This window comes from Pedobacter anseongensis, from assembly GCF_037482965.1.
GTDB lineage: Bacteria > Bacteroidota > Bacteroidia > Sphingobacteriales > Sphingobacteriaceae > Pedobacter > Pedobacter anseongensis.
The window spans coordinates 387658-401265 of sequence record NZ_JBBHKB010000005.1; the positions used below are offsets into that span (position 1 = coordinate 387658).

Sequence of the window (13608 nt, forward strand, 5' to 3'; positions counted from 1 at the left end):
TTAGTTTTTGATAGCGATAAAACCAGAAAAATTATACCATTTAAAGAAGGTTTCGGTGTGCGAAAAGCCTGCTTCTCTGAGCATGGTAATGTTCTCACTTAATTTGTAGGGGATAAGTACATTTTCTAGGGCTTCTCTTTTTTGAGAGATTTCCATTTCACTGTAATGATTACGACGTTTGTAATCGTAATAGTATTTGATGAAATTACGGTTAAATAAGCTATCTTCTGCTAATACTTTCTCTGAAATAATTAATACACCACCCGGTACGAGTCCGTCGAAAATACGTTTCAATAATTTTTCTCTATAAATTGGGCGTACAAATTGAAGGGTTAAGCATAAAATTACAACTGAAGCATTTTCTATCTTAATCTCTTGATGTAAGTCGCCTAACACCAGCTCGTACTCGCGATTAAAGTTTGCTTCTTGTAATTTTAAGTTACATTTTTTAAGCATTTCTGCCGAATCGTCTATCCCTACAAACTTAATGTTATCACTTACAAAAGGGTTTAAGCCAATCATGGTGGTACCGGTAGAGCAGCCGAGGTCGATCACATTGGTATTGGGTAGTGCATGTTCAGCGGCTAATTCAATTATCATTCGCTGTATCTCATTATAGTAGGGAACAGAACGTTCAACCATGTCGTCGAATGCATTGGCAACTGTTGCGCCAAACTTAAAATCAGATGGCTTTTTTATCTCTTCACTAAATACTTTATCTAAGTTTTCTTTATTCTTCATGTCGAATTAATTAGCGTTTAACTCCTGTCACGAATTAACGGTCGAAAGGTAGGAAAAAACGTAGATAATTTAAGGATGAAAAGTGGATTATTTAGCTGCTTCTTTTTCTTTTATGATTTCTTCTTTTTCGGCGATGATTTTATTCTTTTTAAGATCAATTCGAATAAGGTTATACACGCTCATATACACGTTAGCGATCCACACGATAGAAAATCCGGAAATAAGGTAACCTCTCCAATCGGTAAAGATTAAGGTGTAATGGGTGATGAAGAGCATGGCCAGGGTAATGTAATGACTAAAGCAATATTCGCAAGTAAAAAGATAGAAGAACTTTCGTTTCCAAAGGGTATTACAGGATTTCGATTTTCCGATGCAATAATCGCGGGGTTCTCTAAAAATTTCTTCCTTCGTAACCGTCCAGGCAATACAGGCTACTGGAATGGCAAAAATAAGGGCGTAATAAAATGGAGCATTCATGTTAGATAAACGAATAAAGAGCTAAAATGTTTAAGCCATACTGATGTCATCTAATTTAATTTCTTGGTTTTAACGAAAATCCACTTCTATCTTTGCTGTCTATGGGCACAAGAAATTTAGCGTCATTAACGTATTCAATACTCGATTTAGCTACTGTTATACAAGGTAAGACGCCAGCCGACACGTTTAAACGAAGCGTAGATTTGGCTCGTCACGCCGAAGATTGGGGTTACGAGCGGTATTGGTTTGCCGAGCATCATAACATGATTAGTGTGGCAAGTTCGGCAACATCCTTACTTATTGGACATATAGCCGAGAAAACTACCAAGATAAGGGTTGGTTCTGGGGGCATAATGTTGCCTAACCACTCTCCATTAGTTATTGCAGAGCAGTTTGGTACTTTAGCTACCTTATATCCAGATCGTATTGATTTAGGTTTGGGAAGGGCGCCGGGAACAGATCAGCTTACGGCAATGGCGATAAGGGGCGAACGTTTTAATGCAGCGAACGATTTTCCGACCGATGTTCGGAAACTGCAAATGTATTTATCGGTAGAAAATAGGCATGCTAAAGTGCGTGCCATTCCGGGCGAAGGGACTGATGTACCTATTTGGATTTTGGGATCCAGTACCGATAGTGCATATTTGGCAGCAGCTTTTGGTTTACCTTATGCCTTCGCGAGTCATTTTGCACCGCAACAATTTTTAACGGCCATTAAAATCTATAGGGATAATTTTAAACCTTCGGCACAATTGCAACAACCCTATGTTATGGCTTGTGTAAATGCAGTGGTTGCCGATTCTGATACCGAAGCCGAGCGTTTATCAACCTCGTTAAAACAGCTATTTATTGGCGTGATCTCTGGAAAACGGCAATTATTACAAGAACCCGTTGCTACGATGGAGGGCATTTGGAACGAGATGGAAGAGGAAGCTGTAAATCAAATGTTAACAGTTTCGTTTATTGGTGGTAAGGAAACGGTGAAAGCAGATCTCGAGTCGTTTTTACAGCAAACCCATGTTGATGAAGTGATGATAACTTCTCATATTTACGATCATGCAGCTAGGTTAAGGAGTTATAAGCTGTTGGCGGAGATTTTTAGTACTTTTAAGAATGAAAGTTAATTTGCTTACGTTATTATTAGTTTTTTCAATGGTGGCAAGTGTTCATGCCCAGGTTGGGGAAAATACATCGCTGTTTGTACAGGACAGCTTAAAATTAATTTCGTCGCAGTTTAAATTTACGGAGGGTGCTTCTGTTGATAAAATGGGAAATGTGTTCTTTACCGATCAGCCAAGTAATCAGATATGGAAGTATGGAATTGATGGTAAATTAAGTTTATTTCTTGCTAACGCTGGACGATCTAATGGTACTTATTTCGATAAAAAGGGAAATTTGATTGCTTGTGCAGATGAGCATAATGAAATTTGGTCGATTAGCCCGAAAGGGAAAGTTAAATTGCTATATAAAAATCCAATTGGCGCAAATTTAAATGGCCCGAATGATGTTTGGTTGGATGCAAAAGGAGGGATGTATTTTACCGATCCCTATTATCAACGAGCGTATTGGATTAGGCAAAAGCCTGATATTAAAGGTGAAAAAGTATACTATTTACCTAAAGGGAAAAATAATATCATCACTGTGGATAGCGATTTGGTACGTCCAAATGGTATAGTGGGAACACCAAACGGAAAAATACTGTATGTTGCCGATGCACTTTCGGCCAAAATTTATCAATATGCTATTCAAGCCGATGCCACTTTATCGAATCGAAAACTCTTTGTGGCTCAACGATCGGATGGGATGACATTGGATGAAAGGGGCAATCTTTACCTTACAGGAAAAAATGGAGTAGCTATTTATTCATCAACAGGCGAGCATATTGGCACCATAAAAATTCCAGAACCGCATACTGCAAATCTTTGCTTTGGAGGAAAAAACAAGGATATTTTGTTTATTACAGCATCGAAATCGGTTTATGTTTTGAAAATGAATGTCAAAGGAGTAGAGTAGGTAGGTTGTAGTTAGTACGAGTAAGTAGTTTCAATCTTTATTGGATTCGTCAGCAACTTATGTATTGGACATTTATCGGCAATTTGCATTAGGCGTTCACGTTGTTGATCAGTTAAATCTCCTTGGAATTCTATTTTACGCATAATGGTGGTGCTTTTATCCATTTCTACTTCTGGGCAAATGGCAAGTTCAATTTTAATATGAGTTAAGGGAATTTCTTTTCGATCGGCATACATTCTTATGGTTATTGCTGTACAACTTCCTAGGCTTGCTAGTAAAAGGGCTCCTGGGTTCATTCCTTCATCAGTTCCCCCTAATGTTTCAGGTTCATCGGCATAGATGAAATGACCGCCAGCAAATACTTTTGTTTTATAGTTAGATTGGTCGAGTTCGGTTATTGCAGTAATTAATGTATTGCTCATTGTTGTAGATTAATAGCTAAATTTACAATAAATAGCCTATAAAATGGAAGAACAAATGGAAATGCATCAACGATTGATTATTTTTCAATCTTTTACCGGAAAAGAAATTACACAATCCCCATCACACTTCATGAATTGGTTAAAGCCAACACTTATTGCCGCCGAAAGGGGTTCATTGCATTGTAGTTATATCGTAAGAAAGGAAATGACCAATCCTTATGGAATACTACATGGTGGCATTACCGCAGGTATTATTGATGATTTAATTGGAGCAACGGTATATATTTTAGGTCTAAACGCTCGTTATACTACTGTTAACAATAACATCGATTATTTTGCTTCGGCCAACGAGGGTGATGAGATTACTGCAAAAACAAGTGTGGTAAAGCAAGGAAGAACGATTATTAACTTGCAGTGCGAAATTTATCTTCCAGTTAAGAATCGATTAATTGCAAAAGGCTATTCGAATATGTTAAATATTGGGTAAAAGATGGAAATGGTGGTTAGCATTTTTTGGAGTATGATTTCTTGTTAAATAGTTAACGCTCAAGAAACATTCTGAATAGACATTTGTTTATTCGGTACCTAAAACCAAATGTACGATGTTGAGCGATTATTTAAACCTTCAGTTTGATGTTAAAGGCAAAACTTTTAAAGGATTTTGCATGAGAATTCACGACGATTTTCATTTAACTTATGCGGTTATTCTCGAAGATTGCCATTCTTTTTGTGTTTGGCTTGATGAAAAGACATCAGAATGGTGTTATTCGAAATATGCAATTATCGATAAAATGGTTTTAGACGAGATTATTGGTAGGTTAGGAATAGCTGATTAGTTAATTAATTCTTATCCAAAAAATAAATACGCAAGCCCAATCGCAGTACAAACCCCAACTAAATCGGCCAATAACATAGCGCCGACTGCATAACGTGTATTTTTAATGCTAACCGAACCAAAATAAACGGCGATTACATAAAATGTAGTGTCTGCTGCTCCTTGAAAAATACCGGATAATTTACTTGCAAATGAATCGGGTCCGTAGGCCGTCATGGTATCTACCATCATACCTCTAGCTGCTCCACCACTAAGTGGTCGAATTAATGCGGTAGGTAAAGCTTCTACAAATCGAGTGTCGGCGCCCAAAAAGGCAAAAACGTGCTTAATGCCTGTAATGACTACATCGAAGGTGCCACTTGTTCTTAACATACTTATGGCAACGAGCATCCCTACTAAATAAGGAATAATTTTAACAGCGGTTTCGAATCCATTTTTAGCACCATCAATAAAGGCATCAAATACATCTATTTTTTTATAAAGTCCACCCAAAACAATTAAAAGAAACACCAATAATATAAGGCCATTGCTTAATAAACCAGAGAATGATTTAATGCCATCGGCATTTAGAGAAGTAACATAGCCAACTAAAACAGCAATAATTAACGAAAGGCTTAAAATCCATCCGATAATAACGGGTTGAAATAAGTTTATTTTTTGTTTGATGGACACAACCGTCATTGCTGCTAGTGTACCCACGAAGGTTACAATTAAACAAGGGATAAAAACATCGGTAGGGTCTGATGCATTTTGCGATGCTCTAATGGCGATCACACTTACAGGAATCAAGCTCAAGCCTGCAGCGTGTAAACACAGAAACATTAATTGCGAGTTACTCGCTGTATCTTTGCTAGGATTTAGTTCTTGCAAGCTCTCCATGGCTTTTAAGCCAAAAGGGGTAGCTGCATTATCTAAGCCAAGTAAATTAGCCGAGAAATTCATAATCATGTGACCCATAGAAGGGTGGCCTTTAGGAATTTCAGGAAATAGTTTGGAAAAAAATGGGCCAACAATTCTAGATAATAATCGAATTCCTCCGGCGCGTTCCGCGATGCTCATAAAGCCCATAAATAGTGCTAAAATTCCGATTAACTTGATGCAAAGCTCTACGGCAGTCCAACAGGTTTGAATTACCCCATCAACCTTAGTTAAATTTGTAACATCATCGGCCTTGCCGCTAACCATCCAACTTAAAATTTCGGTTTGTCCGAAAAAGAAACATTTAATGCAGGCTACTACAATAGCCACAATGATAAAGCCAGACCAAATTTTGCTTAATGTCATTTAATTTTTATTTAGCGTGTTTGAATGTAGTAATTTTTAAAGCAATATTCCATTTTGGAAGTGTAAAACCCTCTCATTTTCGTTAAACAATTCGAAATGTGCGTTTTTGTTAAAAATAATTTCTCCATTAAAGGTGAAGTTTGAAGATGAAAAAGTTTGATAGGCATCGCAAAAACTTAAATCGCCAATATCTTGAATGCTATAGGTTTTCACGGTTTTTTTACCCTCATCAGTGGGGCACTCATCGTAATTAATGCCCACACTAGTTCGTATTCCATTGAGGAATAATCCATGAATAAGGAAGTGGAAAATCTGTTTATTGTTTTTAGGAATTAAAAAATACTGATCGGTATTTTTATTTTGATAGCTTTTTGTAGCAATAGAAACCAATCCTTTTAACATTGCTGTAAAATAATGTATTCTGATTTCTTGTTTTTCAGGATCGTTTTTTAATCCACCTGCTTCGATTAAAATGGTACTAGTTCCCAATTTTTGAAAATTATCTCCAAAGGCTCTTGGTTCGTATTCATCATCAAACAACCCCATTTGGCCAGGAAGAATTGGTGCTAGGGCTTCGAACATATCGGCAATCACTAACATTGCTTTTTCTCGCGTAGGGTTAATACTGAGTTCTTGATCTATTGCTGGTGATAGGAAAGAAAGGGTGGCGGGTTGAAGCGATCCGGTTACACTCCATAGTGTGATTTGATCGTGTAGCGTAAACCCAAATTCAGGGCTAATGGTATCTCTATAATTTTTTAGAATTTTTGCTTCTGGCGTAAGGCATTGTAAAAAATCGCGATTAATGTCTATTTGTTGTGCGCTTCGTCGGATAAATTTTTCTGCGCCATCTGGGTTAAGGAGGGGAATGAAATGCAATTCGCAGTTTTCAGATAACTGTTGGCAAATTTCGTTCTTTTGCTGTAAAAAATTGAACAAGTCGAATATGGCCATGGTTCCTGTGGCTTCATCGCCATGCATTTGGCTCCACAGTAAGATTTTAGTCTTCCCTTTTCCCCATTTTATTGCATGTATGCTTCGGCCTTCGAATGAGTTACCAAGTTGAGTAACATCGAAGGCTGAAGGTAGTTTTTCGAGTAGCGAAACCACGTCGCTATGTTTTAAAAAACGGTTTTTTAATTCGCGGGCCTTGACGTTAGTGTATTCTTTAAGGATTAATTCAATATCCATTATTTATAGGCTTAATGGAAGTTAACTAAGGTTTTTCATCTGTTAACTCAAAACCCCATGTTTTTCCTTTTTCGGTGGCTGGAATACCGTTTACCATCCAAACGGGCGCTTTAGCACCTTTTAAATAATAATCGAAAAATTGTCCTAAACGCACCGAGATGTCTTTTCTATTTTGTCGTTGAACCAAATTATGCGCTTCGTTATTATAACTCAATAACCAAGCTGGTTTGCCTAAACGTTTTAACGCGGTAAACATTTCGATACCTTGATACCAAGGCACAGCCCCATCGGCGTCGTTAGACATGATGGCTACTGGAGTTTTAACTTTAGGTAAATGAAATAAAGGAGAGTTTTCAATGTATAATTCTGGTTTATCCCATAAGCTTGCGCCAATTCTACTTTGTCCTTTTTCGTATTGTCCTTGTCTGTTAATTCCGCTTTCCCAACGAATACCACCATAAGCCGAAGTCATGTTTGCTACAGGTGCCCCAGCCCATGCGGCTGCATACATGTTGGTTGCAGTAATAAGATACGCTACTTGATAACCACCCCAGCTTTGTCCTTGAATACCAATTTTAGTACCATCTACCCAGGTGTTTTTCTTTAAGTTTTCTACTCCAGAATTAATAAATTCTTCGGCAGATTTGCCTGGATGGCCAGTTTCGTAGCTAATATCTGGGGTGAATACTAAATAACCATTGCTTACAAAATACGGGATGTTTATACTTGATGCCGAAGGGGCAGGGGATTTATAGGTATATAGACCGTCTGATAATTTTTCGTAGAAGTAAACGATCATTGGATATTTTTTGGTCGGATCGAAATTTTCTGGTTTGTAGAGTACGCCTTCTGATTTAAATCCTTTTGGCGTTGTCCATTTTACCAATTCGGCAGTACCCCAATTGTAGTTGGCTTGTTGCAGATTTGTACTTGCTATTTTAGTTGAGGTTTTAAGGTCTTTCGAAATATAAACTTCTGGAGAAGTGGTATAGTTTCCTTTATCGAAAATATAGATTTCCGCATTTTTAGCTTTTGCTAAATTAGAATATTTTGCGGCCGACATTACCACCAATTCCGGGTTTTTGTTGTCGTTTATTGCTTTACGATAAAAGCCATTTTCTTTTGTAGTATTGTTAAATGCATCTAGCCATAGCACTTCTTTTTTGTTAAAAAATCTGAAATCCGGATCTGTTCGTTCAACGCGGAAGGTGAGGTTGTTTAGTCGACCAACACCATTTGTTAAATTTTTAGGCGCCGATTTCCCGTCTGGCGAAAATTGCCAAATGTCGTAGCGATCGTACAACAAAACAGCTTTATCCTCTTCTGTCCACCCGGCAACTCCATAGCTATTAGGTTCGTCGGGCACATCATTTTCTTCGTCGAAGAACTTAACCGTCATTCCGGTATTTAATGTGGTTACTTTTCCGGTGGCTACTTGATAGGTGTTCCAAAGCAAGGTTTTTTTATCGAAATATAAAATATAATTACCATCGGGCGATGCAGAAACATTACCGTCGAAGCCTTCTAATATCTTTTTTCGCGCTGCGGTTTTTACATCCACTAAGTAATAATCTCTCAGCGAGCCAGCCATCCATTGCGAGGGGATACGGTTTCCATAATCGGTAGAAGCAAGTACGAATGTTGCATTTCCTTCGTTTACGAGTGTAGCATCCGGTAATTTAACATCTGTTAAGGGTACAATTTTAGGGTCTCCGTATATATCGATTACAGATAGGTAGCTTTTCTTTAATTCGCGATCAACGTTTTTCAATTGCATCGATTGCAGATAATCGTCTTTATAACCCCAAATGTCTAATTTTGCATGTTCGAAATCGATTAATGTAGTATCTTTTGGTTTTTTAACAGGTGAGATGCCGAAAAATAGTTTATTTCCGTCTTTGCTAAAAGTGATTTTTCCGTCGCCGCTTACTGCATAATTTTGAGGCATTCCGGCAATAATTTTATCAACCAAGATTTGTGCGGTATCGAGGGTTAAAGAATTGTAGTAAATGTTGAAATCTTTAATCTCTGCTTTTTCTGGACTGGTTTCACCTATAAATGCTAGATGCTCACTTTCTTCGTCGAAGATGAAAGATTTGAAGTTTCCTTTTCCTTTTACTAAGGTTTTTACTATGCCCGTTTCGGTGTTGAGTAAAAACACACCTTGCTGGGCGGTTTTATCTTTTTTAGACCCAGATGCGGCATAAACCAATTTCTTTCCATCTTTACTAAAACCATAATCGGTTACAAATTTAAAGGTACGTTCTACACCAGTAGTTAAATTTTTTAGGATAAGGTCGGTACCTTCTTTTGCTGCAGTTGCGGGTTCATCATCTGCAAAATAGGCTAAATTAGCATCATTTTTCGATTCAGTGGCTGTTGTTGGTCTTTTTCTAGTGGTGTCTACTGCTTTTTCTAGATGATAAGCCAATAACGCAGCACCATTTTCTGGGAATTTAAATGATTTAACTCGTGGGATTTTTGTGACTGCCAAATTAGTTAAATTTGCTATACCTAAGGTATCTTTTGTCATTTCATCCGGTTTCTTCTTTTTTATTTTTGCCATTCTGATGTCTTTGTAGAATGGTTTAATGGAAAAAGCAGCAAATTTCGAATCAGGACTAAATAATGGAGACGCACTACCGAAGCTTCCAGGAGCTGTTGCTCGAGCTATTTTTAGTTTTTGAGGGGTTGAGCTATGTTGAAAATACAAATTCGCATCACCTTCTTGCTGATTAATGTTATACGCTGCCCAATTTCCATCATTGGAAAATTGCTTTGCACTTAAAGACTCCCATGTATCATAAACTGAATGATCTATGGGCTTTTTTTGTGCATACGCTATGCTTGCGAACAATAAAAAAAGAATTGTTAATTTTTTTTGCATGGTTTTATTGAAGTTAGTTGATCTGGTGCTATCGAAAGCTAAAAATTGTAAAATTTAGGCACATTTTCACTATGTGTATATCAAATTTTACAAAGTTAGAGATTGGAGAGGTGAGATATGAATAAAAAAGCCATATTTTGATTTATATCAAAATATGGCTTATGCATACAGTTACGCAATTCGCACCTGCAACACACAACAGAACTACTTTTTCTTTTCTTGAATCTTTGCTTGCTGCTGTGTACGCATGTAATCGTCTAACCTGGCTTGAAACTTAGATTTCTTTTTCTCGGTTTGTGGCTTAGTTTTATTCTCTTGTAAAATAGCATGTATTTTTTCGTCATTAACCATCCTTCTGATTAAATACTGTTGAGCAAAAGTTAACATGTTAGCTAAGAAGTAATAATAATTTAAACCAGCAGGATAGCTATTTAAAACGCCTAAGAAAATGATAGGCATAATATAGCCGATATACTTCATTTGGCCAGTAGCACCAGAAATTTGGTTGTTAAAATAAGTATAAATCAATGTAGAGATGGTCATCAAAACACACATTAAACTTAAATGGTCGCCTATAAAGGGCACAGTAAATCCGAACTTGATAAAATCATCATATGTTGATAAATCTTTCATCCATAAAAAGGTTTCACCTCTTAATTCGAACAAATTAGGGAAGAAGAAGAAGAAGGCCATTACAAAAGGTAATTGCAATAGCATGGGTAAACATCCTCCTAATGGATTTACCCCTACCTTTTTGTAGAGTTTTAAATATTCTTGTTGAAGTAAAGTTGCATTGTCTTCACCTACTTTAGCCTTAATCTCGTCCATTTCTGGTTTTAAAATTCTCATTTTGGCCATCGAGATGTATGATTTGTAAGTTAATGGCGACATTGCTAATTTTAAGAGAATGGTTAGCACCAAGATAATTAACCCATAACCCCAGTTAAAGCTTTCTAAAAAGTTAAATACTGGTAAAACAATCCACCTATTAATGTATTTTAATGGCCAGTAACCCATATCCACCTGTTTCTCTATATCTTGACCTTGTTTTTTTAAGGTGGAGAATTTATTGGTGCCGAAATAAAACTTCATGGCATAGCTTTGTGCGGCTAATTGATTGAATGGTAGTTGCATATTGGCGCCGTACCATTTAACCTTACCGGGTTCTGTAGTCACTTTTACTTCCAAGTTTCCTTTTTCGAAAGGAACTTGTGGGATTAAAACTGCCGAGAAAAAGTGTTGCTTAAACGAAAACCATTCTACCTTACCTTCGGTTAAATCTACTTTCTCATCTTTAGCGATGCTTAGATGGTCTGGGTTTTTTTCTAGGTATTTATAGTAAGGTGCGGAATGTTCTTGCTCTTTTTTGGCCGATTTCTCTTGTTCTAATAAAGTTGTTTCCCAGTTTAAACTAACAGCATTACCTTGTACTATACCATTTAAACCATTTAGGTTTACATTAAAAGCTACATTACTGCTTGCATCTTTAAGGTCATAAACAAATTCAATGTATTTATCAGCACTGTAATTGGCGCGCATACTCAAGCTATTGCCGTTTTTAGTACCGGTAAAATAAAGTGTATTTGTGTTTAAAATTTTACCGTCGATATTTAAATTTAAGCCAAATCTATTCTCGTTGCCGTTAAATAGAATAACTGGCTTTCCGTTGTAAGTTTTAACATTTTTAACTTCAACGCTTTTTATTTTCCCCCCAACATTAGTGAAGGTTAATTTTAATAAATCATTTTCGAGTATCGATAAAGCTTCGGTGCCGTTAAGATTAGCGCCAAATGGGCCTGATAACGCAGCAGAATCTTGTTTTACAGCAACGGGCGCAGTTACAGCAGCCGATGAGGTAGTGGTAGGCTTAGCGCCAGCTTTCTTAAGCGAATCTGCCGTAACCTTTTCTCTTTCTTTCTTTATATCAGCTTCGCTGGGTTTCATGAAGAAAACAGCTGCTCCTAAAATCACCATGATCAGGAACAGGCCTGTAAATGTATTTCTATCCATTATTTTATTTTAAACGTATTATTTATCTATTGTTATAGTTTGTTTTCAGCAGTTAGATGGAGCTTGCACTTATTAGGCGCGGTTTGTCTTATTTTTAGCGTGCTCCATTGCAGCGGCCACAAATTTAACAAAAAGTGGGTGAGGATTTGCAACTGTTGATTTTAATTCTGGGTGAAATTGTCCACCAATAAAGAAAGGATGGTTTTTAAGCTCAATAATTTCTACTAAGTTACTATCTGGATTAATACCCGAAGCAATCATTCCTGCTTCTTCATATTGTTTTAAATAAGCGTTATTAAATTCGTAACGATGTCTGTGTCTTTCAGTTATGTGTTGTTTGCCATAGGCGGCAAAGGCTCTCGTTCCTTTCTTAATATCACAAGGATAGGCACCTAAACGCATGGTTCCTCCTTTTGTTGTAATATTTTTCTGTTCTTCCATCATGTTGATGACTTGATGCGCAGAATTTTCGTCTATTTCAGTAGTATTTGCATTTTTTAAGCCTAAAACATTCCGTCCGTACTCGATTACTGCACATTGCATCCCTAAACAAATACCGAAGAATGGAATTTCATTTTCCCGAACGTATTTAATGGCTTCAATTTTGCCTTCAATGCCCCTGCTTCCGAAGCCTGGAGCAACTAATACGCCCTGTAAATGCCCTAATTTCTCTTTTACGTTATCAGGGTAGATACTTTCAGAAGGAATATACTCTACTCTAACTTTGCACTCGTTTCGTGCACCCGCGTGGATAAAGGCCTCGGTGATCGATTTATAGGCATCGGGTAGTTCTACATATTTACCTACTAAACCAATTTTAACATCGGCAGTAGGGTTTTTAAGTCGACCTAAGAAATCCTTCCAGCTTTCCATATCTGGTTCGGCTTTAGAAGGAAGTTTTAATTTGCTTAATACGGTTTTATCTAAAGCTTCTTTCATCATTAACAAAGGAACACTATAGATAGACGAAGCATCGATTGATTCGATTACTGCATTTACGTTTACATTACAGAATAACGCAATTTTTTTACGAATATCCATGCTAATGTGATGTTCGGTACGGCAGACTAAAATATCGGGCTGAATACCATATTCTAATAGTGCTTTAACCGAGTGTTGTGTAGGCTTCGTTTTTAGCTCTCCAGCTGCAGCTAGGAATGGAATTAAGGTTAAATGGATTACAATTGCATTGGTAGAGCCTTCTTCCCATTTAAACTGACGTACAGCTTCGATAAATGGCAGCGATTCGATATCCCCAACGGTACCTCCTAATTCGGTGATTACAATATCGTAATTACCACTATCTCCCAAAATACGCATGTTTCGTTTAATTTCGTCGGTAATGTGGGGTACAACTTGTACGGTTTTTCCTAAATAATCTCCAGCTCTTTCTTTGTTGATTACATTTTGATAAATACGTCCAGTAGTGATGTTGTTGGCTTGCGAGGTTGGAGTGTTTAGAAAACGCTCGTAATGGCCTAAGTCTAAATCTGTTTCTGCACCATCTTCGGTTACATAGCATTCGCCATGTTCATAAGGGTTTAAGGTTCCCGGATCGATATTAATATATGGATCGAATTTTTGGATGGTTACACGGTAACCTCTTGCTTGTAAAAGTTTGGCTAATGAAGCGGAGATGATGCCCTTTCCTAATGAGGAAGTTACACCGCCCGTAACAAAAATATACTTAGTCATGTTTGTGAGTTTGTGAAATTAAAAGGTTTTTTTACGCCTTTTTAATTGTTTTT

The 13608-nt window shown here is 37.2% G+C and carries 12 protein-coding genes; 4 read left to right on the plus strand and 8 right to left on the minus strand.

What is annotated here, in order from left to right; genetic code table 11:
- Both cmoA and WG904_RS18775 read right to left on the minus strand, forming a co-directional pair.
- The gene (gene cmoA, locus WG904_RS18770; RefSeq protein ID WP_339580888.1) at positions 1-741 is read right to left on the minus strand and encodes a carboxy-S-adenosyl-L-methionine synthase CmoA; all 741 of its coding nucleotides are present in this window, start codon (positions 739-741) and stop codon (positions 1-3) included.
- Positions 742-828: 87 nt separating this feature from the next.
- Positions 829-1218, minus strand: coding sequence for a hypothetical protein (locus WG904_RS18775; RefSeq protein WP_339580889.1), 390 nt, complete (start codon positions 1216-1218; stop codon positions 829-831).
- A 101-nt stretch (positions 1219-1319) separates the two neighbouring features.
- On the opposite strand from WG904_RS18775, the gene WG904_RS18780 reads away from it, so the two are divergent.
- The gene (locus tag WG904_RS18780) at positions 1320-2342 is read left to right on the plus strand and encodes an LLM class flavin-dependent oxidoreductase (RefSeq protein ID WP_339580890.1); all 1023 of its coding nucleotides are present in this window, start codon (positions 1320-1322) and stop codon (positions 2340-2342) included.
- A complete protein-coding gene (locus WG904_RS18785; RefSeq protein ID WP_339580891.1) occupies positions 2332-3231 on the plus strand; it encodes an SMP-30/gluconolactonase/LRE family protein in 900 nt (299 codons plus the stop codon). The genes WG904_RS18780 and WG904_RS18785 overlap by 11 nt, the downstream gene beginning before the upstream one ends.
- An 11-nt stretch (positions 3232-3242) precedes the next feature.
- On the opposite strand, the gene WG904_RS18790 is transcribed toward WG904_RS18785, so the two are convergent.
- Positions 3243-3653, minus strand: coding sequence for an OsmC family protein (locus WG904_RS18790; RefSeq protein WP_339580892.1), 411 nt, complete (start codon positions 3651-3653; stop codon positions 3243-3245).
- Positions 3654-3696: 43 nt separating this feature from the next.
- On the opposite strand from WG904_RS18790, the gene WG904_RS18795 reads away from it, so the two are divergent.
- Both WG904_RS18795 and WG904_RS18800 read left to right on the plus strand, forming a co-directional pair.
- A complete protein-coding gene (locus WG904_RS18795) occupies positions 3697-4140 on the plus strand; it encodes a PaaI family thioesterase (RefSeq protein WP_339580893.1) in 444 nt (147 codons plus the stop codon).
- 178 nt (positions 4141-4318) lie between these two features.
- Positions 4319-4489 carry a hypothetical protein gene (locus WG904_RS18800; protein WP_339580894.1) on the plus strand — a complete coding sequence of 57 codons (171 nt, stop codon included), beginning with the start codon at positions 4319-4321 and terminating at the stop codon, positions 4487-4489.
- An 11-nt stretch (positions 4490-4500) separates the two neighbouring features.
- On the opposite strand, the gene WG904_RS18805 is transcribed toward WG904_RS18800, so the two are convergent.
- The 5 genes from WG904_RS18805 to pyrG all read right to left on the minus strand — a co-directional run bounded on the left by WG904_RS18805 (position 4501) and on the right by pyrG (position 13555).
- On the minus strand, positions 4501-5772 hold the full coding sequence (locus tag WG904_RS18805) for a nucleoside recognition domain-containing protein (protein WP_339580895.1): 1272 nt from the start codon (positions 5770-5772) through the stop codon (positions 4501-4503).
- Positions 5773-5808: 36 nt separating this feature from the next.
- Complete coding sequence (locus tag WG904_RS18810) at positions 5809-6963, minus strand: M14 family zinc carboxypeptidase (protein WP_339580896.1); 1155 nt, start codon at positions 6961-6963, stop codon at positions 5809-5811.
- Positions 6964-6988: 25 nt separating this feature from the next.
- Positions 6989-9850, minus strand: a complete 2862-nt coding sequence (locus WG904_RS18815) for a S9 family peptidase (RefSeq protein WP_339580897.1) — start codon at positions 9848-9850, stop codon at positions 6989-6991.
- Positions 9851-10054: 204 nt separating this feature from the next.
- Positions 10055-11860, minus strand: a complete 1806-nt coding sequence (gene yidC / locus WG904_RS18820; RefSeq protein WP_339580898.1) for a membrane protein insertase YidC — start codon at positions 11858-11860, stop codon at positions 10055-10057.
- Between the two features lie 72 nt (positions 11861-11932).
- Positions 11933-13555: a CTP synthase gene (pyrG, locus tag WG904_RS18825; RefSeq protein WP_339580899.1), complete on the minus strand. Its 1623-nt coding sequence runs from the start codon at positions 13553-13555 to the stop codon at positions 11933-11935.
- Between the last annotated feature and the right edge of the window lie 53 nt (positions 13556-13608).